Annotated in this window: 21 protein-coding genes and 1 other RNA gene; 5 read left to right on the top strand and 17 right to left on the bottom strand. The window is 36.0% G+C overall.

What is annotated here, in order from left to right:
• Positions 1-3: 3 nt before the first annotated feature.
• The 11 genes from mraY to ettA all read right to left on the bottom strand — a co-directional run bounded on the left by mraY (position 4) and on the right by ettA (position 15,379).
• Positions 4-1,074: a phospho-N-acetylmuramoyl-pentapeptide-transferase gene (gene mraY / locus ACFINM_RS05300; protein ID WP_375640838.1), complete on the bottom strand. Its 1,071-nt coding sequence runs from the start codon at positions 1,072-1,074 to the stop codon at positions 4-6.
• 22 nt (positions 1,075-1,096) lie between these two features.
• Entirely contained in the window at positions 1,097-2,518 is a 1,422-nt protein-coding gene (murF, locus tag ACFINM_RS05295; protein WP_375640837.1) for a UDP-N-acetylmuramoyl-tripeptide--D-alanyl-D-alanine ligase, read from the bottom strand.
• Complete coding sequence (locus ACFINM_RS05290; protein WP_375640836.1) at positions 2,515-3,966, bottom strand: UDP-N-acetylmuramoyl-L-alanyl-D-glutamate--2,6-diaminopimelate ligase; 1,452 nt, start codon at positions 3,964-3,966, stop codon at positions 2,515-2,517. The genes murF and ACFINM_RS05290 overlap by 4 nt, the downstream gene beginning before the upstream one ends.
• Positions 3,967-3,989: 23 nt before the next feature.
• Positions 3,990-5,732, bottom strand: coding sequence for a peptidoglycan D,D-transpeptidase FtsI family protein (locus tag ACFINM_RS05285; protein ID WP_375640835.1), 1,743 nt, complete (start codon positions 5,730-5,732; stop codon positions 3,990-3,992).
• On the bottom strand, positions 5,732-6,136 hold the full coding sequence (locus tag ACFINM_RS05280) for a hypothetical protein (protein ID WP_375606961.1): 405 nt from the start codon (positions 6,134-6,136) through the stop codon (positions 5,732-5,734). Before ACFINM_RS05280 ends, ACFINM_RS05285 begins: the two co-directional genes overlap by 1 nt.
• Positions 6,133-7,131: a 16S rRNA (cytosine(1402)-N(4))-methyltransferase RsmH gene (rsmH, locus tag ACFINM_RS05275; RefSeq protein WP_375640834.1), complete on the bottom strand. Its 999-nt coding sequence runs from the start codon at positions 7,129-7,131 to the stop codon at positions 6,133-6,135. The genes ACFINM_RS05280 and rsmH overlap by 4 nt, the downstream gene beginning before the upstream one ends.
• Positions 7,132-7,395: 264 nt before the next feature.
• An RNA gene (rnpB, locus tag ACFINM_RS05270) (RNase P RNA component class A) lies at positions 7,396-7,786 on the bottom strand.
• Positions 7,787-7,869: 83 nt separating this feature from the next.
• The gene (locus tag ACFINM_RS05265) at positions 7,870-8,379 is read right to left on the bottom strand and encodes a lytic transglycosylase domain-containing protein (RefSeq protein WP_375613362.1); all 510 of its coding nucleotides are present in this window, start codon (positions 8,377-8,379) and stop codon (positions 7,870-7,872) included.
• Between the two features lie 1,361 nt (positions 8,380-9,740).
• The gene (locus ACFINM_RS05260; protein ID WP_375613361.1) at positions 9,741-10,118 is read right to left on the bottom strand and encodes a hypothetical protein; all 378 of its coding nucleotides are present in this window, start codon (positions 10,116-10,118) and stop codon (positions 9,741-9,743) included.
• Positions 10,119-12,273: 2,155 nt separating this feature from the next.
• A complete protein-coding gene (locus tag ACFINM_RS05255; protein WP_375621373.1) occupies positions 12,274-13,212 on the bottom strand; it encodes an ArsR/SmtB family transcription factor in 939 nt (312 codons plus the stop codon).
• A 517-nt stretch (positions 13,213-13,729) separates the two neighbouring features.
• On the bottom strand, positions 13,730-15,379 hold the full coding sequence (gene ettA, locus ACFINM_RS05250; RefSeq protein ID WP_375611983.1) for an energy-dependent translational throttle protein EttA: 1,650 nt from the start codon (positions 15,377-15,379) through the stop codon (positions 13,730-13,732).
• Between the two features lie 160 nt (positions 15,380-15,539).
• Between ettA and ACFINM_RS05245 the strand changes: the two genes are divergently transcribed.
• On the top strand, positions 15,540-16,076 hold the full coding sequence (locus ACFINM_RS05245) for a hypothetical protein (protein ID WP_375611982.1): 537 nt from the start codon (positions 15,540-15,542) through the stop codon (positions 16,074-16,076).
• Positions 16,077-16,122: 46 nt separating this feature from the next.
• Positions 16,123-16,731 (top strand): bifunctional nicotinamidase/pyrazinamidase, encoded by a 609-nt coding sequence (gene pncA, locus ACFINM_RS05240; protein WP_375621374.1) that lies wholly within the window; start codon positions 16,123-16,125, stop codon positions 16,729-16,731.
• 450 nt (positions 16,732-17,181) lie between these two features.
• Here the strand turns inward: pncA and ACFINM_RS05235 are convergent, their stop codons facing one another.
• On the bottom strand, positions 17,182-18,234 hold the full coding sequence (locus ACFINM_RS05235; protein ID WP_375621375.1) for a DUF475 domain-containing protein: 1,053 nt from the start codon (positions 18,232-18,234) through the stop codon (positions 17,182-17,184).
• Positions 18,235-18,591: 357 nt separating this feature from the next.
• On the opposite strand from ACFINM_RS05235, the gene ACFINM_RS05230 reads away from it, so the two are divergent.
• Together ACFINM_RS05230 and ACFINM_RS05225 are read left to right on the top strand one after the other, a co-directional pair.
• Positions 18,592-19,131 carry a helix-turn-helix domain-containing protein gene (locus ACFINM_RS05230; RefSeq protein WP_375611979.1) on the top strand — a complete coding sequence of 180 codons (540 nt, stop codon included), beginning with the start codon at positions 18,592-18,594 and terminating at the stop codon, positions 19,129-19,131.
• Between the two features lie 388 nt (positions 19,132-19,519).
• A complete protein-coding gene (locus ACFINM_RS05225; RefSeq protein WP_142416545.1) occupies positions 19,520-19,699 on the top strand; it encodes a DUF1508 domain-containing protein in 180 nt (59 codons plus the stop codon).
• Between the two features lie 530 nt (positions 19,700-20,229).
• Here the strand turns inward: ACFINM_RS05225 and ACFINM_RS05220 are convergent.
• The 4 genes from ACFINM_RS05220 to ACFINM_RS05205 form a co-directional block, all read right to left on the bottom strand.
• Positions 20,230-20,400: a hypothetical protein gene (locus tag ACFINM_RS05220; RefSeq protein WP_375621377.1), complete on the bottom strand. Its 171-nt coding sequence runs from the start codon at positions 20,398-20,400 to the stop codon at positions 20,230-20,232.
• Between the two features lie 52 nt (positions 20,401-20,452).
• On the bottom strand, positions 20,453-20,764 hold the full coding sequence (locus ACFINM_RS05215) for a hypothetical protein (RefSeq protein ID WP_375611977.1): 312 nt from the start codon (positions 20,762-20,764) through the stop codon (positions 20,453-20,455).
• 305 nt (positions 20,765-21,069) lie between these two features.
• Positions 21,070-21,324 (bottom strand): hypothetical protein, encoded by a 255-nt coding sequence (locus ACFINM_RS05210; protein ID WP_375629965.1) that lies wholly within the window; start codon positions 21,322-21,324, stop codon positions 21,070-21,072.
• Positions 21,325-21,339: 15 nt separating this feature from the next.
• Positions 21,340-21,465, bottom strand: coding sequence for a hypothetical protein (locus ACFINM_RS05205; protein ID WP_375611975.1), 126 nt, complete (start codon positions 21,463-21,465; stop codon positions 21,340-21,342).
• 610 nt (positions 21,466-22,075) lie between these two features.
• Here ACFINM_RS05205 and ACFINM_RS05200 point away from each other — a divergent pair.
• Entirely contained in the window at positions 22,076-22,390 is a 315-nt protein-coding gene (locus tag ACFINM_RS05200) for a helix-turn-helix domain-containing protein (RefSeq protein WP_007347852.1), read from the top strand.
• On the opposite strand, the gene ACFINM_RS05195 is transcribed toward ACFINM_RS05200, so the two are convergent.
• The gene (locus ACFINM_RS05195; RefSeq protein ID WP_375611974.1) at positions 22,314-22,496 is read right to left on the bottom strand and encodes a hypothetical protein; all 183 of its coding nucleotides are present in this window, start codon (positions 22,494-22,496) and stop codon (positions 22,314-22,316) included. The genes ACFINM_RS05200 and ACFINM_RS05195 overlap by 77 nt on opposite strands.
• Positions 22,497-23,150 lie beyond the last annotated feature (654 nt).

Here is a 23,150-nt window from a genome sequence, read left to right as displayed (position 1 = left end):
ATCTCACCGCAATTTAAGTGTTGAAAGACCTATGAGAGCGAGAACAATCGAAATAATCCAAAAGCGTATCACGACTTGGCTTTCAGTCCAGCCTTTTTTCTCAAAATGATGATGTATTGGTGCCATAAGAAACACGCGTTTTCTTGTTAATTTGAAATAACCAACCTGAATAACGACCGAAAAAGCTTCCACAACAAAAAGCCCACCAATAAGAACCAAAACAATTTCGTGTTTCGTAGCAACCGCAACAGTCCCTAAGAGTCCTCCAAGAGCCAATGAACCAGTATCTCCCATAAAAATAGCTGCAGGTGGTGCATTAAACCATAAAAAACCAAGCCCTGCCCCAACAACAGCTCCCAATAAAACAGCCAATTCACCTGTTCCCGATACATAATGGATTTGGAGATAATCAGCAAAATTCATATTACCAGAAAGATAAGCAATCAGAGCAAAAGATAGAGCTGCAACCATCACAGGAACAATAGCAAGCCCATCGAGTCCATCCGTTAAATTAACCGCATTACCCGTCGCAACAATGACGAAAGCAGAAAAAGGAATAAAAAACCAGCCCAAATTGATAAGATAATCTTTTAAAAAAGGCAAAGCTAATCCAGATGAGCCAACTTTCAAGATGGCAAAAGCCGCAATTGCCGCAACAAAAAACTCCAAGCTTAATCGTGCTTTCCCAGAAAATCCTTTGTCTGTTTGTTTTGTGACCTTAAGATAATCGTCATAAAATCCAATTCCCCCAAAAGAAAGCATAACCAATAGCGATACCCAAAAGTAAATATTCGATAAATTACCCCATAAAAATGCCGATACCACAATGCCGATTAAAATCATCAATCCACCCATTGTAGGTGTTCCAGCCTTTTTAAAATGTGTTTGAGGACCATCAGCACGTATCGGTTGCCCCTTACCCTGCCGCAATTTAAGAGAAGCAATGATGCTAGGTCCAAACAAAAAGACGATAAGCCCCGAAGTAAGCATAGCCGCTATCGTGCGAAAAGTAATATAACGAAATACATTCACACCTGGAAGCCAATCACTAAACGAAGAAAAAAATAGCATCATGGAATAAAAAAACCTCTTAAAACTATGAAGAAACCGCTTTATAGCGATCAAACAATGCAGTCACAATATTTGATGAACAAAGGCTATTGGATGATTTAACCATAAGCAGATCCCCAGAAGAAATTTCTGCTAAAAGAAGCGATAAAATTTTCTCAATATTTTCAGCATAATGAACCTTAACACCAGCAGACAAATCACTGACTAAATATTTCATCGCCTCACCAAATAGAAAAACCGGATTAGCACCAGAAAGACGTATTGGTTTTATTAAATCACGATGAAGCTTTTCACTATACTCCCCTAACTCTAGCATATCTCCTAAAATAGCAATTCGCCGCCCCCCTTTCCCTACAGGTCCTGTAGCAAGAAGCTCAAGTGCAGCACGCATAGAAGCAGGATTTGCATTATAGCTTTCATCAATGAGATAAAATTCACTCCCATTTGATAAAGACAGTCGATAACGAACACCTCGCCCCTTTTGAGAAGAAAAATGGCGAAAAGAAAGAAAAACAGGCTCTAGCTCAACCCCCATAGCATCACAAGCAGCAATAACCCCTAAACTATTTTGCACAATATGGCGCCCAGGAGCACCAATTTGGACCTCCCTATCCCGCCCCCCCATACGCACAATCATAGAAGAACTATCGGTTAGAAGACGTATATCATGCGCTTGATAATCAGCATCTTTAGTCTCACCAAAGCTTAAGATCTTTTTTACACCGCATTTCTTTGCTTTTTGAACGAGATAAGAAAAAAAATCACTATCCGCATTTAAAATGGCAATGCCTTCCTCATCCAATCCTTCAAAAATTTCAGCTTTTGCCTTTGCTATTTCTTCAAGATCCTTGAAAAAACCCATATGTCCTGCACAAATATGCGTAATAAGAGCAACATGCGGACAAACCAGTTTGACCAGAGGGCGAATTTCATCTCTGTGATTCATGCCAATTTCAAAGATACCATAATCACTCTCCACAGGCATCCGCGCTAAAGTGAGTGGAACCCCCCAGCAATTGTTTAAAGAAGCGAGATTCGCATGAACATTCCCAGCCGTTGCAAGTGCTTGTTTCAAAGCTTCTTTTGTCGTTGTTTTTCCCACTGATCCTGTTACCGCGATAATCTTAGCTCTTGAACGTTTGCGTGCAGCTTGTGCAAGTTGTTCTAAGGCGTGCGAAACATCAGGAACGACAATGAGTGGAGCCGATATCTTTTTCATATCCCTCAAACGGTGTTCCGCAACGATAAGAACGCCTGCACCTCGTTCATAAGCTTGCGCAGCAAAATCATGACCATCAAGATGATGCCCCTTAATGCAGAAAAAAACATCCCCTTCCGCAAGAGTACGGCTATCAATGGAAACCCCAGAAAAAGTTTCTGGCATGCTTCCCATTACAACACCATTAATTGCAGCAACAAGTGCTTGCTTATCCCATAAAGCTGTCATTTCTTTCGGTCCTCTAAAGCTTCTATCGCTTTCAGACGATCTGAAAAAGGATAAGTTGTCTGCCCTATAATTTGGCCATCCTCATGACCTTTTCCAGCAATGATTAATGTGTCACCAACTTTCAAAAGCTCCACCGCGTAAGAAATAGCCTCACCACGATCTGCTATCTCTATTGCTGTTGGCACCGCCTGTAAAATATCCTTGCGTATTTTTTCTGGCATTTCTGTGCGAGGATTATCATCCGTTACAATAACAATGTCCGCTTTATCCGCCGCAATTTTTCCCATCAAAGGTCTTTTTCCTTGATCACGATCTCCTCCACAACCAAAAACAACGATCAAGCGCCCTTGCGTAAAGGGACGAACAGAAAGCAAAACCTGCTCCAAAGCTTCTGGTTTATGGGCATAATCAATATAAACAAGCGCATTATTTTCTGTCTTTCCCACAAACTCTAATCGCCCAGGTGCCCCCTGCAAAGTTTCAAGCGCAGAAAAAACCTTACGAGGTGAAACGCCCGTTGCAATTGCTAACCCCGCTGCCATAAGCGCATTGGCTACCTGAAAATCTCCAGCTAAAGGCAAAACAAATGTATAAATATTGTTTTCCACACGACACTCAATACACTGTTTTGAGCGTTGATGTTCGACACGATTAATCGTGATAAATTGCCCCTTACGACCAATTGTCAAGACACGGCGGCGCGCTTGTGTAACAACATCAATAACCTTTTGTGAATAAACATCATCAGCAAAAATCAAAGCAGGAGCAGATACAGGCAAAAGTGTATCAAACAACCTCATTTTAGCCCGCAAATAATCCTCTACCCCCGTGTGATAATCCATGTGATCTCGCCCTAAATTAGTAAAGGCACCAGCCGTTAAACGGACTCCATCAAGTCGTCCTTGGTCAAGCCCATGCGAAGAAGCTTCAAGAGCTGCATGAGTCACACCTTCATAAGAAATTTCATAAAGAAGACGGTGCAAGACGACCGGATCAGGTGTTGTGAGAGAACCATAAACATTCCGTTTAGGAGAAACAACACCAACAGTTCCTATACTAGCAGCACAAAATCCAGCATAAGTCCAAATTTGCCGAAGAAAAGAGACAACAGATGTTTTACCACTTGTACCAGTCACAGCAACAACTGTTTCCGGCTGAGATCCGTAAAAACGTGCAGCTGCCAACGCTAAACTATGACGAACATTAGAAACACGTAAAATGGGAACAGATAAATCCTCAAGAACAGCATGACAGTCTGTAACGATTGCTCGTGCGCCACGCTTTATTGCATCATCTATATAGTGTCTTCCATCACTTTTTTTCCCTTGAACAGCGACAAAAACATAGCCCGGCAAAACTTGCCGAGAATCCACACTTATTCCTGTTATTTCTATTGAAGAAAGACTTTCATCTTCAACACATTCTGTAAAAACTGTTCCCAACAACATGATAACGCACCTTTATATTCATTTTACCGTTGTTTAACGAAACTTGAATTGCTCTTTTTACTTAAAAGAGGCTCATATTCTTTTTTAAAATCGGGTTTTACACCAAGAAAACTAGCAGTGCGACGAACAATATTAGCAAGCATTGGTCCAGCATTCATCGCCGCTGTTGATGAACGCTGTCCCTCTGCAGGCTTTGGTTCATCGATAATTGTTAAAACAACATAAGCAGGATCATCAATAGGAAAAGCAGCAAGAAAACTATTGAAATTTTTTGTTTTAGAATATTTTCCATTTTCAACTTTCTCAGCTGTTCCTGTCTTACCACCTACACGATAACCTTCTACTTTTGCATTACGTCCAGACCCAATCTCACTATTTAATTGATAAAGGTAACGCATATTTTGACTTGTTTTAGCATGCAAAACCCGTTTTGCATGGTGCAAAGTTTGTTCTTTTGTCCGTTTTAAAAATGTCGGAGCAATTAACCAACCACCATTCATTAAAGCAGCAGCCCCAACAGCTGTTTGCAAGGGAGTTGTTGCCATACCATGCCCAAAAGCAATCGTCATAGATTGGATATCCTTCCAATGATGTGGCACAATAGGATGAGCAACTTCAGGCAACTCTGTTGCGAGTCGATCCAGTAGCCCAAGTTTTTGCAAAAAATCACGATGTTTATCAATCCCTATCGCCAATGCTTCTTTAGCAGAACCAATATTGGAAGAATAAACAAAAACCTCCCATAACGTTAAGGGACGATTTTTTCCGTGAAAATCATGAATAATATATCCACTACTTGCTTTTATGGGCTTTGAAGCATCAATAATACTGTTTAAATGAAAAATATTGGAATCAAGTGCCATGGCGGTCGTAAAACTTTTAATAATCGATCCCATTTCAAATGTTCCGGCCGTCATCCGATTGAGACGATCACTTTTTAAAGCTTCAATAGGATTTCCAGGATCAAAATCTGGTAGAGATGCCAACGCCAAAACTTCCCCCGTATGTATATTTAAAATAACAGCTCCTGCAGCAATTGCCTTATAACGCTTCATAGCCTGAATAAGTTCATCATGGACAATTGCCTGAAGTCGCACATCAATCGAAAGCTGAACTTGTTTTAATGATTCTTCCATGGCAAGACCAGCAGCACGCAGAGCACTCAAACCCGCATCATCAATATATTTTTCCATACCTGCAATGCCTTGATTATCAACATTCACCATGCCGAGAATATGGGAAGTTACAGGTCCATCGGGATAAAAACGACGAATTTCAGTCCGAAAACCAATTCCTGGAATACCAAGGGCCATAATTTGTGTCTTCTGCATTGGTGTTAACCCACGCTGTATCCAAGAAAAACCAGTTTTTCTTTTTAAGCGCTTATAGGTTTCCTGCCAATTAAGATCAGGCAAAACTGTTGAGAGCAATTCAATGGTTTCATCCACATCAATAATACGTCGTGGCTCAGCAAAAAGTGAATAAGTTTTAATATCTGTTGCCAATAAACGACCATTACGATCAACAATATCAGGCCGCGCCGTCAGTTGAAGAACTCCTGGCCCCTTTGCTTCTTCAATCTGTCCACCTTCCAACCCATAAGAAATAAGGCAAGCCCCCATGATGCCATATAAAACTAAAAAGCAGAACAACGAAAAAAGCAAACGTGGACGACTAGAATAGGGACGACGAACAGAAACATTATGATTATTCAACGAATTCTTAAAGTGCTTTTTCTTCTGTAAGAATAAAAAAGTCGACTTCATCACTGCACGCCTTTTTGGACAACACCATTCATCTGAGAATCCCGACGATTTGCCAAAATATCTTGATTATCTTCCAAGATATTTTGTTTAATCAATTCTTCAATTGGATCATGTACCCGTACCGGAATGTCTTTAAATTCTACGATTTGACGCGGCTGTATAACTTCTAATCCAAGTTCTTTTTGATAACGTTTCGCAAGTTTTTGCATGCGCGAAGGCTTGATCATCACAGCCCACTCAGCATGAAGCAAACTCACCGTATTTTTTGCTGCAGCAATTTCATGCTCAAGATGAAGAACTTCATTCATTCGTTTTTGAACATCATATTTTACCTTATAAGTAAGACCTGCCATACAAATCATAATCATCACTAAAATCATATCAAATGTACGAAAAACTGTCATTTCTTGCCGCCTTCAAAACTGGCAATCTCTGCTAAACTAAATAATTTCATATCTTCTGTAAGAGCCTCTGCTTCAGTCCGTACACCAATACGCAACCGCGCAGAACGTGAACGAGGATTTTTCTGTAACTCCTCTTTAGTTGCCGTGACCCCACCTCTAAACAAAGGAAAAAATGTTGCTGGAGCAGCCTTTATTTCTGGCAGATAGCGTGATCTCATACGTTCTCCAGAACGAGTCGAAAAAAATCTTTTGACCATACGATCTTCAAGAGAATGAAAACTGACAACCCCCAAACGGCCTCCAGCTTTTAAAACGCGTTCAGCAGCAAATAAACCACGCGCCAATTCACCAATTTCATCATTAACATAGATACGAAGAGCCTGAAATACACGTGTTGCAGGATGAATACGATCTCCCGGTTTACGTCCTATCAACGTTTCGATAGCATACGCCAAATCACCCGTACGCAAAAAAGGCTGAACAACACGACGTTTTTCAATCATCCGTGCAATTCGTCCCGCATAACGCTCTTCTCCTAATACCTTAAAAATACGTGCCAAATCTCTTGCTTTTAAATGATTGACAACATCGCTAGCTGTAAAACCAGTCTGAGCCATTCGCATGTCCAATGGCCCATCTTTTTGAAAAGAAAAACCTCTTTCTGCTTCATCAAGCTGCATTGAAGAGACACCAATATCCAAAATAACTGCATCCACCTTCTCTTCAACGACACGATCAAGCTGTGAAAACGCCATATGGACCAAACGAAGGCGTGGAAAAAATTCTTCAACAAGCAATTGTCCTGCACTGATAGCATGAGGATCACGATCAAGAGCAATCACCTGTGCCCCTGCCTTTAACAAAGCGCGCGTGTAACCACCAGCACCAAAGGTGCCATCAATCACTTTTGCTCCAACCAATGGCATAAGCCCAGCCAAAACTGGCTGTAACAACACTGGAATATGGCGTTCAGCTCTTTGATCCTGCTTTATCAAAATAATCCGTCTTGAAGTTATGCTGTCTTAAATCAACAGCTCTCTCATGGCAACTGATCTTAGAATAACCTGGCCTTCAACTTTCACATTAATCACAATGAACGAAAAAACTAAAGTTATCCTAAAACAGATCCTAACGCATTATACTTAAAGAAATGTTATAATTTTTTAAAACACTCTTTGCTCAAGTGTCCATTTCAAACACATAGACTCCATAAAAGACCATATATAATTGATCTTATAAAATATCGCGTATCATCATGAAATATCAGTCGGCCTATAAGCCGGGTTCTGTAGAGTAAAGCTTACACTTTACATGGCAACCATTCATCTGGGACGGATGTTACCATCCGCCTCGTGCAACCTACCCGAATGACTCGCCCGGAAATCGGCTGCAAATTAAATTTTGCACGTCATTTCTATTTGGTCTTGCTCCCGGTGGGGTTTACCTTGCCACATTCATTACTGAATGCGCGGTGGGCTCTTACTCCACCCTTTCACCCTTACCTATAAAAATAGGCGGTTTACTTTCTGTGGCACTTTCCCTAGGGTCACCCCCGCCGGGTGTTACCCGGCACCGTCTTTCCATGGAGCCCGGACTTTCCTCACCTGCCGCCTTTCAGCATTGGACAAGCGCGGCTGCCCAGCCGACTGACATACTGATTTATAAAACATTTTTTGCTCCGTGAAAATAGCATCTTAAAATATTTTATGACAAACCTCTCTCAACAGATGTTTTTATTTTAATGAAGCCAGATAAGTCTTTACTTTTGCGCAATATTTCGCTGAAATGGAATTCATTTTTTTTGCAGCATGACCTGCGTTATATTTAAGGATTGTACCACACGTACTTCCACCACTGAGTTTATAGGCCCTTGCCAAATAACGCATACCATATTCAAGATTGGTCGCAGGATCGTACAAATCCTGTACAGAACCACTAAAACCCAATCCTCGTGCCGTAGAGGGTTTAATTTGCATCAAACCTATTTCACCAGCAGCCCCCTTTATACCTGCCTTATAATTACTTTCAACTTTTACAACAGCATGTGCTAAATTAACGGGAACATTATATTTATTCGCAAGTTTCTGAATAAGAAACTCATAAGGACGAGCAGAAATCTTAGAAGCAACAATCACTGAGGTTTCTCCTGATTCCGCAACATTTAAGACACTATGAGTCCAACTTATATCAAATACAAAAAATACAGCACATGCTGTATTTAACAAGATTTTCAAAAATTGCATTTTCTTTCTCTTCACTCAAACATTCTCAAATTCTAGCCGCAAGTAATTTGCAAATGTATTATACAAAAAAGAAAGCAAAAGAACGTCTTTAAAAAGGAAATAGTAAGACAATTTCAAGCTAAAATTATGAAATAAAAGAATATATCTTTATGCACAAGTCTCAGATTTCTCTATATCATAAAATAAAAAAATAAAAAGACTATAATTAATCTTATAGCGTATCAAATAAAATGATATAATCTATAACTTTCGGCTATCACTGTTGTATCAATCAATTTTTATATTAAAAAAATAGCATCTGAACTAGATGTAATATTTTTTACATAAGATTATTAATTTTTTTATTGAGATCAATCCCTCAAAGAAAGAGAGACAAGAGCATCTTTTTACCGAAGATGCTCGATATCAAAAAAGGTTCACAAAAAATATAAACCGTTATCAACGCTTCTCTCTGATTAATAAACACCCACTGCACTCTTTATGTCCGATAAAACCTCAAAAAATCACAAAACAAATCTCCCCATCATTGCGCATAAAAAATTCATAAATATATTAAAACCATCATACTCTTTACCAATTCAAAATATTGGAACAGACTTTTAGCTCTCAAGATGTCTCAAAGAAGCTTTTTAATTCCTTTTTAAAAGAGTTTTTATCCACACAAGCCTCTACTTGTGGTATACAAGAAACTGATTTTAATTTTTTCACCATGGATAAATTTAAAATGAGAGGATTTTACAATTCTTAAGATTCTCATTCAATATAAAATGATAAATTATCATTATAAAACAATATACTAAAAAAGTTATATCCGTTTTTATCCCTACAACAAAGCTTAAAAATTACTTGTGTCTATTTTTTTGAAAAATGTTAGAAAACTCAATACCCCCAAAGCCTTTTTAAATAAAAATAGACCTCTCATCTTCATTCAAATATTTTTTCTTTGTTACAGACTATCATCTTATCAGTCTTGCACCTCATTTTCAGAAATCATACAAGTGGATAAATATCCTAAAATCCGTAGAACAAAAAAAGCTTAAATCCTTTAAAAAATTTTATTTTCTCATATCAAATAAAAAAATAACCGGCATATAAAATGCAGTTAACGTGTTTTATTATAATCAATACTGCTTTTGTCATTGTAGCGATTGATAATGCAATTAACTTGGACCAATACCCTTGATAGACTTTCTATCACTCCTGTAATGATTGCAACATTACCCTTATACTCCAATTGCTTACCTTTTGAGAGATAAATTTTGTTAATACCTTAAAAATTGATTATCTCCTCGCACTTTTCAAAATTTCACGAAAAGCTCTTTCTCCTTAAAATAAAACCCAAAAGCGCAATTAAAAAATAGCTAAAAATAAGCATTAGCAACGGAAGGACGAGAAATCGCTTTTGAGAGAGCCATAGCAACAGTTTCACCAGATTTTTGAGCCTGCTCACGACTCTGACCACTTTTAGAAGCAAGCGCAATTACATCACGACGCAGCTGCGCAATAAACAACTCCTGCTGTTGAGGGGTCATCTTAGAAAGATGCTTGATAATATCTGGAAAAGATACGGATAATCTCTCTAACAACTCCTCCTCTGTTACATCAAGCTGCTGAGAAGAAAAAGAAGAGCGACCGGAAAAAAACTGATAAACAGCACTACTTTGAGAAGCAAAAAAGACAGCGCCAGAAATAAAAAATACAAATAAAATAAAAATAATACGATGTGAAAAAGATCCCATTATCTCTTACCTAAAGATCACAGAATACAAACATAGCTTCCTTTTATGATTCTTCTTATAACATGCAACAATGCCTCAATAAAGAAAAATCAAATTATTAAAAATGAATACGCTAACACTATCCGCCCAATAAGACTCGCCCCTCTATGTATTTAGGTACTATAGGCGAAACAATAACAGATCTTACACTCCCCCCCTAATAACACCTTACATTTCCTAAAATAATTACAAAAAGCCTGACTGAGGAAATCCTCAGTCAGGCCAGACAATCTAGGGGATCCACGCGGGGGGGGGGGGAGGAGGTTCCCCGATTGTCCTCTTACATCAACCACTAAGATAGCCGATGCAATATTCTTGCTATGGAATAAAATTCTTTAAACAACAAGAAATTCTTATCATCTTCTACGCAAAAAAACATAAAAGAATTATAAATTATTTAAAAATGTTTAAATTTAGGCAAAAAAAGTTTAAAATGACCCAATTTGAAGCAATTTTATTTCAATAAGCATCAATTAGAATCTACCATCATTATAACTTTTAAATAGTTTCTTTCATAACTCTGATGATCATATTAAAAAACCGTAATTTCTACGTATCCACCCTATAAAAATCAAACTACGTAAAAGTAGAATCACTTTTCCAACAGCAATCACCACAAAAAGAAAAACGTAGATTTTTAAAATCTTACACAAATAACCGTAAAAAATGGAAAACATCTTCTTGCAAGAAAGCTATGAATTATTTAAATAAAACAATAAATTAGAGAAAATAAAATCTTATCTATCTTTATAAAAAATTTCTGTAAATGATCATTAAAATATTGTTACATCCCTCATGTAACAATCAATGAGGAACTTAAACAGCTTAATCTTATGAGAAAATGAGAACTCTGAAGGTATTTTTTTCGAATCACGCCCCATCGTCATTCCAAATAACGATAAACCATTTTACAATAACCAACAGTCTCTAACGCATTTTAACATAACAAACCGAAATCAATGCAGACATTTTCTCTTAATCTCTATCATTTAAATGATCCCGTAAAATAATACACACAGTAGTTTCTATGCTCAAAAATTTTTATATTCTGTTCTTCTAACGTAAACAATTCATTAATTTACAATCATAACTCATCATTTTACAATTTACATGAGAAACCTCAAGAACGTAAGATTCCCATATTTTCAATCTTCGTCTATTGAATTAATGAATAGCCATACTATCGCACATCACAAACAAGAAGAAGCATATGGATAAAAAACATAAAACGATGATGCCGGCTTACAACTTTTACTTAAACTAAAGACGATGGTGCCCTATCAATTTTACGCTATAACCACGGACTGCGTCATAAGATGAGCGGCAAACATAAAAAGAAAGAAAATACTTTTGGCAAAAACAATGGACTTATTTAATAATCTTCATAACTTCTCATGATAAAGAGATACGAAACTTTAGTGTAATATCACGCTTTTCTTTCCTACTTTCAGCCACAAACTATCCATAGATCATCGCCGATCTTATTTTATGAATATAATGCATTGTCTTACCCTTTTACTTTTTCGTCTTTTTAGAGCATCTTTTTGCACCCCTCACTAAAAGTTCCAAGGTACTCCTTATCTAAAAACCTGTTTTAAAGAGATATTTTAAGATCTATTGGGCACCACCATCTCTGATATTTATAAAGGTATGAGCCTTCACTATGATTATATTGTGCGGCATTATATCATATTGCAGCCGCTCTCACATTTAGAAAATGTATTTTCTTTTACAAACGGTATCATTAAGATAAATACCTTCTTTTGTAGCAGACAAACAGACTCTTTCGGATTCTGAAACAGGAAATTTGAAATGAAACAACATTCCTGTATTTAAACCTCTTATTGAGTCTAAAAAAATCAATGATCTTTTAAAATCAATATATTGGCTAATAAAATATAATATCAAGACACCTTAAATAATGATCCTCGTAGGCTTAACTCTATAGAAGGTGCTTCATTATACAGCCTACACGCCGCTATAAAACACCAATACTTCCATATAAAAACATAATACAAATGTAAAAAACAATAGCTCATCAATGATTGAATAAAGTTTTATCTCTACTCTATTCCTTGAGAAAAATCAGAGTATAAAGCACGTTAACAAACGCGATTTATGCAAAATCTACTTGTTTATCTTTGATATCGTCAACCAATAAACGCGGATCATGAGCAAGCCAAAGCGTAGCAATCCCCTCCTCACTGTTTTCATTTTGTATAGGAGTAAGACAAACCGTTTGTTCTAGAACAAGTCCCGCATTTTTAAGCCATTGTTCTATTTGTAAAGCCGAAAATCCAAAACGCATATGCACTTGATCAGAATATGAAGACTCAATTTCATGATAACCAAAATCCACAATCAATAAACGGCCATGAGGACGCAAAACACTTGATATCTCATGAAGGAATATTTCAGGATTTTCAAGAAAATGTAAAACCCAATGAAGAATAACTAAATCAAAAGTTGTATCTCCAACAGACAAGTGAAAAACATTGCTATCAAGCACAACTTGAACCGCATGCGTATAAAGATTAGAAAACAATTTTAAGATAGAGTCTCCACCTCTTCCAATATTCAGCATCGTCTGAAATGGTTTATCGCCAATGATTTCAAGTAAAGAGTTTTCTACACGATGATCTGCCATATAGGATGACCGTAATACATCCCGTTGCAACGCATTTTGTAAGAAATGCTTCTTCCTCGTTTTTTGACGCTGCTTTTTAACATCCTTCAAACGTTCTAAATCATGCGCTAACAACACATCATTCTTTGGCAAAGCCGAAAGAATACCCATCACAATGTCTTTACCCCAAAAATCATGACAAAGCTTAAAATAAAGGCTATCCCCCTTCTGATAACGCTCAATCAATCGTGCTTCGTACAATAAACGTAAATATCGTGATATACACGCTTGCGACTGATCAAGAATAAAAATAAAATCAGGAATTGTTAAATCTTCATGATGTAAGAGCCTAAGAACACGTAAATGGCTTACTTCTGCGACCGCTTTCAGCAGCACAATCATTGCATCTAAACTTGCACTTTTTTTCATAATTATCCCCTAAACATTCCTATAAACATTTGTTTATAGGAAAAAAAGTCAAGCATACAACGCATATTCTCATCTATTTTGTTCTCTCTATTTTATCATACTATGAAAAAAATAGGCTAATGTAAAAAACAAACAGATCTTATCTCCCTGCTTCTCGTTATAATGAGAATACATTGATTTATAATAATAATTCATTTTTAACTTGAATAAAAAACCGTAATACCGTAGATTTTCCTCATTTCAAATCTATTCATGATAAATCAATCCAAATCATTCTCTTACAGCTCATAAACGGAGGGGACAGATGGATAAAAATGCCTTTTATGCCCACCTCAAAACAAGAACTGCATACTATTGAGAAAAAATAACCCTATTTAGGTCATAATTTCATAAAGTGTCTCTTACTCTTTTCAATGAATAAAAACTCCCACAGAGTACACACACACTTTATTTATGAAATAACAAACGCAATAAAATACACTATTATTCTAACAAAGTTGCGATAAGATAAAAAATTCTAGCGTGTAAGAGGTTTATAATTTGCATGCTTAGGATTAAGAGATTCCGCCCCAAGACGACGAACTTTATCAGCCTCATATTCAGCAAAATTACCTTCAAACCATTCTACATGACCATCACCTTCAAAGGCTAAAATATGTGTTGCCAATCGATCAAGAAACATACGATCATGCGATATGATAACTGCACAACCAGCGAAATTTTCCAATGCATCTTCCAATGCACCCAATGTTTCAGTATCAAGATCATTTGTCGGTTCATCAAGAAGAAGCACATTCCCCCCCTCTTTTAGAAGTTTCGCCAAATGTACGCGATTGCGCTGCCCTCCTGATAAATTTGCCACCTTCTGCTGCTGATCTGCCCCCTTGAAATTAAAAGCCCCGCAATAAGCGCGGCTATTCATCTCATATTTGCCTAATTTAATAATGTCATTTCCACCAGAAATTTCCTCCCAAACAGTTTTATCCCCCACCAAGGAATCGCGACTCTGATCCACATAACTCATGTGAACTGTTTCACCGATACGTATCTGACCTGAATCGGGCTTTTCCTGTCCCGTCAACATTTTAAACAAGGTCGACTTTCCCATACCATTGGCCCCAATAACGCCGACAATGCCACCAGCAGGAAGTTTAAAAGAAAGAGAATCAATCAATACACGTTCACCATAAGCTTTAGAGAGATTATCAACCTCAATAACAACTTGTCCTAATCTTTCTCCAATAGGAATAATGATTTGCGCCTCTCCAGGACGGCGCTCACGTGCTGATTGAACCAACTCATCATAAGCCTTAATCCGAGCTTTTGACTTTGCTTGTCGCCCTTTTGGACTAGAAGCAATCCATTCTTGCTCACGTGATAAAGCACGTTGACGCGCTGCCTCTTCACGGCCTTCCTGAGCCAAACGCTTGGCTTTAGCCCCCAAATAAGCAGAATAGTTCCCCTCATAAGGAATACCTCTACCGCGATCTAATTCTAAAATCCAACCCGTTACATTGTCGAGAAAATAACGATCATGGGTTATCAAAAGCACAGCCCCAGGATATTCACGTAGATGCCTCTCAAGCCAAGCCGTCGTTTCAGCATCTAAATGGTTTGTCGGTTCATCCAAAAGTAATAAATCAGGTTTTGACAAAAGCAATTTACAAAGTGCAACACGCCGCTTCTCACCACCCGAAAGTTTTGTTACATCCCCATCGGCTGGCGGACAGCCAAGAGCAGCCATAGCCATTTCCACTTGACTTTCTAAATCCCAAAGATTCTGACTGTCAATAATGTCCTGAAGCTGTGCGCTTTCATCAGCCGTTTCCTCGCTATAATTCATCATCAATTCGTTATAACGCTCAAGAACTTCCTGTTTATCTGCAACACCTTCCATCACATTACCACGCACATCTTTGCTCGCATCAAGCAAAGGTTCTTGTGGTAGATAACCACAGCGTGCTCCTTCAGAAATCCATGCTTCTCCCGTATATTCCTTATCTAGCCCAGCCATAATACGTAAAATAGTTGACTTCCCTGCACCATTCGGCCCTAAAATACCGATCTTCGCATCTGGATAAAAAGACAAATGAATATTTTCTAGAACTTTTTTATTGCCGTAAGACTTGTTAAGCCCAGCCATATGATAGATAAATTGACGTGCCATAAATTTCTCTTTATATTATGCGATATTAAAGATTAGGATTTTGAAAAAACTGCTTTTGCTTTTTGAAACTGTACAGTAAATAGCACTTACGTCGTATCAAAAGCTTTCGCTTTATATTGGTACATTTTTTCTAATCTCACAAGCCCCAGTATGGTCCTGAATGCAAAAAAACATCCCCCTAAAGAGCAAAAAGCAAATCTTTTTAGCTGTACCTGAAACCTGTTATCAAACATTGCCTCTCTTTTCCATACCAGATATAACATTGTATTTTTATCGTATTAAACCGACTTATCAATGTAATATGATACCACAAAGAAAAGCAATTCTCTATGCGCCTTCTTTTCTCGCTTTATGGGCTTTATATTACGCAGTAAAAAATCCTTCTCTTTTTTCATCGATTTTTTGCTACGGAAAGCAATGGACTTCACCCCTTGCCTTGATATGGCTTAAATTACGTTTACAAAACGACCGCCGCCTTATGGGATCTGACGTCCCAAGCCCAATGATCATGAAAGCTTTGCATCAACACGTAGCAACAAATGACTACAGCGCACTTCCCATTGGTACGTGGTTACAATTCGTAAAAAACTATAAAACCAATTGTAAAAACTTATCCATCCCCCTCTTTTGGCTTGATAATTATAAAAATAATATCAATATCCAGCACATCATTTCAAAACTTCAAGACGACATATAGCTTTTTAAAAATACGATAAAAGCTCATCTCGTATAGGAATATATTTATGGAAAAAAAAGCCTTAATCGTCATTGATGTTCAAAATGACTTCTTACTAGGTGGAGCACTTGCCGTACCTCAAGGTGATGCTATTTTACCCGCCGTCAATAATCTCATAAATCATTTTGACCACGTTATCTTAACCCAAGACTGGCATCCCAAAAACCATTGCAGCTTTGCTTCCTGTTATCCTGAAAAAAAGCCCTATGATACAGTCATTCTTGACTATGGTCCTCAAATACTTTGGCCTGATCATTGCATACGAGGAACACAAGGAGCAGAATTCCATCCATCTCTTAGAGCAGAAAAGGCACAACTTATCCTTAGAAAAGGCTATAATCAAAAAATGGATAGCTATTCTGCTTTTCTTGAAAATGATCAAAAAACACCAACAGGTTTACAAGTTTATCTCAAAGAACATGGTTTTACTAAGCTCATTATGTGTGGCTTAGCAACTGATTTTTGTGTCGGATTTTCTGCTCTTCACGCTATACAATGCGGTTTTAAAGTCAGTGTTTCATTAAATGCCTGTGCTGGTATTGATGTAAACGGATCACTAAACACTATGCTTAAAACAATGAACGAAGCCGGTATAGAACTTTTAATGGTCTCTTAAAATATCCTTCTCTAATCTACCATTATAATACACTGATTTATAAAGGATAAATCATTTTGCACATATTTAAGTAAGAGTCCAGAATATCGTAAATTCTCTCATTTCAAACCTGTTTCAAAAACATTCTTTTACACGTTACAAAGAGAATCAATGTATGAATAAATCATTCAAAAAAACAGTAAGAATGCTTCTTATGACCCATTAAATGCAAGAGCTTGTCATAATATTGAAAGCTGGTAAAAAGTATAACATCAGCTTTCTATCTTATATTTAGGTCAAAAAGTATCCTAGAGATTGTACATTATTGGCTTCATGGGTAGTATCATGCAATGAACTCAACTTTAAAAAAACACAAATAAGCAATAAAATAGTATTTTATTTTGCATAAAAGACCTCTTTCTATTCAAAGATATGCGATAAACAAAAGTGTGAAAAAGGAAGAAATCTCCATTACTTAGATACAACATGTTTATCTAATTGACGATGCTTAAAACGAATCGAAGAATATAATGCCATTCCAATAATACAGACTCCCACAAGTCCTGTTAAAACTTCAGGAACCGATATAATCGTTTGCAGATACATAATCACTGCAAGAACTAGAATTGCATAAAAAGCACCATGCTCTAAATAACGATAATGCAATAATGTTCCTGATTCAACCAACATAATTGTCATAGAACGAACGTAAAATGCTCCGATACCAAGACCTATCGCAATAATAAAAAGGTTGTGTGAAAAGGCAAAAGCACCAACCACGCCATCGAAAGAAAAACTAGCATCAAGAACTTCTAAATAAAGAAACGCCCCTACTCCCCCGTGAGCTACTGTTGTTAAAGTCTTTTGAGGAGTATCCAAGAGATGACCGACAACTTCAACACCGATAAAGGTCAAAAGTCCATAAAGTGCTGCCAATAAAAAAGTTATTTTATTTTCTGCATCAATCTGAGCTGAAACAAATAAGATCAAAATCAAAACAATTGCAATATCAATTCCAACAAGCGCCCCAAACTTTTGAGCAGGTCTCTCTATAATATTAAGCCAATGCACTTCTTTTTCAGAATCAAAAAAATATTTTAAGCCAACCATCATAAGGAAAGTTCCTCCAAAAGCAGCAATCCCCATATGCGCATCGGTTAAAACTTCAGCATATCGATGTGGTTCCCATATCGCTAATTTGACTGCCGCAATTGGATTAATCCCAACAGCAACGACAACCACCAATAATGGAAAAACAATTCTCATCCCAAATACAGCTATCAAAATGCCCCATATAAGAAAACGACGACGCCACAATGGACTCATTCTACTAAGAACACGCGCATTGATAATAGAATTATCAAAAGATAAAGAAATTTCCAAAATTCCTAAAACAAAGCAAATAAAAAAATATTTAAGAAAACCAGTAATACTTTCCGTTTCAAACCAACCAATAACCCCTCCTAAAAAGACACCAATAATCGTGAAAAAAAAAGCAAACCCAAAATAGCGTAATAGGGCCATGATCATTCCTCAAAGTTTATTTTCTACTTCATCTAAGCACACCCAGTACCAATCCAAAGTTTGCATCTCTTTAAAGTTGCATCTATTAATGCAGAGGTGTATAGAATATATATGGTAAAGTTACATGAAAATTCTCTCAAAAAAAGCAAGAGACAAATGTAGCAACAAGGAATTTTGTTTTGAAGTGAATATCAATTGTCAATACAATAAGTGCAAGATTGCTTTCTATCTACACAAATAAAAAAAAACAAGAAATTAAAGCTATAATATTGACATTATATCATAGAATATTAATACATAGTGTGCTTTTATTATTTAATGATTTATACCATGATGATTTACCGAGGGAGATAATTCGTGGCACGTCCTGAAACTGAATCAAAAACCATATTTGGAAAACGTTTACGTTATGTACGTCTTGCTTTAGGCGATCCATCACGTGAAACCTTAGCTAAAAGTTTTAGCATGACAAAAAATTCCATTGCTTTTTATGAGCGTGGAGAGAGAGAACCCAATCTTAGTGTCTTACAAACATACCGCACGTTATATGGTGTCAATATTAATTGGCTTTTAACTGGACAAGGAAAAATGTTTGACACCGAATATACAAAAGGTGATTTTGACTGGAATTATTTTATTAAAAAAATCGAAGGACTGGAAGAAACACTTGCCGATAGTGATCGTAACGAAAAACTAAATCAAGAAAAAATCGACAGTTCTTATGAAAAATTGCAGCAATATTTGTCAAGACAAGGTTTATCAAATGGTTTTAACCCTAAAACTACAACCTCTCTTATCGATATGAAAGCTAAAATGGCCAATTCTTATACCCTTAGCTTATTCATTGATTTACTCATTCGAAGCGTATCCCAAAAAGAGGTTATAGCTAATCAATAAACGTCTATTTCAAAAGAAAAAGCAAGAAATGATTAAACACCAGTATGGAAAAAAGTATTTTTTACTTTATCCATGCTGGTGAAGTTTTATATAATTTATAGACTTTATTTCTGTAACGACAGAAAAATATTTGCATTGTAAATGAAAGTATAGTGTCTTTAAATTAAAAAAAATAATTTTATAGTATAAAATTCTCATTCATGTCTTATTGACAATATTTTTTTTCTTGTTAAAAGAATAATAGCTCTCATAGAAATTATTTTTTAAGGTCAGAAAATTTAAGGGGAATATATTGACGACTTCCTAGAGAGACATACATTAATGTTTACAAGTGGATTAGTTAAATATTTATCCTGAAAATTATCAGCTATTTTATGAGGTGGGAAGCATGTATTTTGAGGTGTTTCAAGGAGTTCACAATCAATGGTACTGGCGTTTAATCTCAGGAGATGCACAAAAAATTGCTTTTTCTAGTAAAGGTTATCCAACAAAACAAGATATCCTAATCAATATTGAGCAAATAAAAGAAATTACACATAAGGCTCTTATTAGAGAACTACAGTCCTAACATTCTTTACCATTAAAACAAGCGTTTATTTTGTATAATGGTATGGTAGTTACTTTTGTGACAAATGAAAAGTGATTGATTTGCCCTCAATGAGAGGAAGTTTTTGTATTATTTCTGACACTCACAAAGAACATTCATATTCTTACAGATTATATGTTTATTTTCAATCATACTCAAATCTCTATAGCCTTTATCAAAAAGAAAATCTCTTAAGTTTTGTATTTTTCATAAAAAATAAACGCACATGAAGAGAAGATAAATCATCAATGAGAAATATATTTACTCTACAAGATATTAATATCTTTTACGTTCATATTCCTCTTCTGTATCTGATAATCATAACTGACTTACCCATTTCATCTTCATAAAAAGCAAATATCTCTTTCTTTCTATTATCATGCAATTTTTTATACCTATTAGCTGAAACTATCGTAGCATTTATACCTTACATCTAAAAAGAACGTGCAAAACTGTTTCCAGCAATAATATAAAATTGCTGGATTGTATAGACGCGCTTTTTAATAACTAGCCTACCTATAAACTGGTTTATCATCATAAACTCTTATTTTATGATCAACGACGCTCTGTCTTATAAACTTAAATGTTGTCATAAAATCAGAGTAAACTTGAATATTCTCTTCCAATACAATCTCTCCATCAGCACCATAATTGGCTTCATTAAAGTTTATCTCTCTCGTCATTCCAATCTTCCTAACACATTTCCAAACCCTTTAATGCAAAATATGAATACAATCACTCTTTATCATCTTCAGATTTAAGCATTTTTTTATATTTCTTTTCATTTTTTTCATATTGCTTAATTTGTTTTTTCAGTTTTTCAATTGCTTGGTCGCGTCTTTTAATCACCATACTTTGCTCTCTAATAGCCCTATCTCGTTCTTCAGTCATCTTCATAGTATCTCTTAAAAACTCATGCTTTATTCTTCTAGATTCCTCTTTTAAAATTTTCACTTGACTGCGATAATATAAAGAAAATCGAAATATAACCCCGCTGCACAACAAAACAACAATCATTGCTCCCAATAAAATTTCGTTTACACTCATTTGGATCTCCCTTAATTGTCGCTCAAGTGATCATCTTGACCAATTTGTTTCATCCTCAATCAAAAAAAGAATGCAATAAATCGCATGTTCCAAGTGTGAACAATCACTCTCGGCGTTCTTATTTTCTCCATTAAAGCATTGATAAATGACGCAAACAAATCTCTGAAAGCGGCTAAATCTACACTCACACCAATTATTTGCGACATATTTATTGACACAAAATACAAAAAATAAGGAACGTCAAATAAAACTAACGACGCAATCCAATCATACAAGCCTTGCCCAAATCGTTCCTATCTTCCTTTTTACGCCATGTGGAATGCGGCTATATATAAAAGTTTTTCATTATTACAAAAATCTTCAGTGTCACAAAGCACAGCATTTCTGTAAAATTTTGCCTTCCCACAAATCTTTACATCACCACAAACTAAAGCATCATTATAAACTCGAGCCTTTCTAAAATCACGAGTATCACCACAAAATTCAATACATTGAGCATTCAAAACTTGATCAAAAAAGACCGCATTAGCATAAACATATGCATCTCCACTCATATTCAAATAACGATAAAGTTCTTATTTTTCATAAACATGCGAACTCTTACGAACCACTAAACAACCATATGTTAATGCATTGTTATCAATAACAACATCATTATAAACACAGACTTCATTATAAACCGCAGCATCATAAAAACACATTCATCCCCATAAGGGCATTGATCGAATGTACAATTCTACCAAACAACCACCTTTGTGGATCAGATTACCTTCCTGTTTAATAAAATATCCAAGATCACTTTTTTGATATTTCCCATTTTTTTTACGCATATATACGATATACCATCTGATAGTGATCTAATTTATTACAATAAAGAAGAAATCAGTATTCTTTGTCTATGCAATTTACATTTTTTCTACAGCCATTATCCTATCTCTTAAGGCTCTAAAGCTTCGTTATATTCACACACTACCTCAACGCAGAATTTTTTTTACAAATTCTGATGTTGGGGTATATCTTGATTTATAATGCTGCTACGTATACTATCATAGTGAAATCTCATAAACATACGAGTGTGTATCGCCCTTTCTGGTATACACATTTACTTTTTCACAACCGTGGAACTAAGCAACCATTTTTATTGATTCGAATCTGAAAGTGTATGGGGACATTTTGTTATTAGTTAAAAACAACTCTATATGCTTCCTTAGCGAAGAGCTACACATGGATATTTTCACGCTCCTTGTATCATATATTCTGGATTCGCAACGCAATATTAACGCTATAGCGTAAATATGTAAAGGTCTAAAAATGACAAAGACTGAAAAAGATTGGTTCCAACGCTTAGTTGAATTGATAAAAAGTGACGGACGAACAATGATTGAAATAAGCAGAGCTGCAGGCTGTGGACAAAATTACGTCCAACAAATGATAAATGGAGGCAAGAGACCTTCTGTAGATAAACTCATGGCTATTTTGAATACACTGGGAAATGCTAGTGCCATATATGTAATAACTGGTTTCAACATCTCCGATGAAGACTTAAAACTCATAACTTTGATTTCGTCTGGAGATAAAAAGAAGATTGAAGCCTTAAATGTTCTGTTGAATGAGCAGAATCTGTAGCATTTTCTACTTTATCCAATATCGCTTGCTTTTGAGACGTCGATAAAGACTCCCATTTCACAATAATATCAGATAAAGTTGTTTCAAATTTTTTATCATTCTTCATAGTCATACTCCATGTAGTCACACTATATAACGCTAAAGCGTTCAAAATATATCTCATACCTTAGAAAAAAATATTTGCAATAGGCAGTATGGAAGCAATTGTGTACAAACTTATTTTACAAAATCAGATGAAGTTCTATTAGTCATGTACCATAGTGAAACAGAAAGCATCACACGATCCAGACCTTCTTATGAAAATTGGTATAATCTATCAAAAACGCGAATAATGTTACGCAGATCTTGCGATTCGGACCAATAAAAACTAATGTGAAAATATCCCTGAAGACACTCCTGAACTCTATATAAGAGAACACGAAAAAGCTTTTTTGAAAAAAATACATCACAATTTATTCTACATAGCACCATCTATGTTTTTTTAACAATATTGCAAAGCAAGAATATAACAATGTTATAGGAATAAATTCTTATAAACAGAGCCACACTACCTAAAACTCTGTAACACATTTACAGGTAACCTCTCCTCTAAACGCACCTTGTAAATACTAATATAAGTCTCTATCATAAGCAAAAATGATACTATTAAAAAATAAAACGAATCATCACGCACAATCTTTGTACGTAAATTTTATACAGATTTACAACAAGAGAGAAATCCCCTTATGCAAATGAAGAATTATATTTTCAAAGTATGACT

The organism is Bartonella sp. AA168HLJHH (assembly GCF_042197365.1).
Lineage (GTDB): Bacteria > Pseudomonadota > Alphaproteobacteria > Rhizobiales > Rhizobiaceae > Bartonella.
This window is presented reverse-complemented; position numbering and strand designations above follow the sequence as displayed.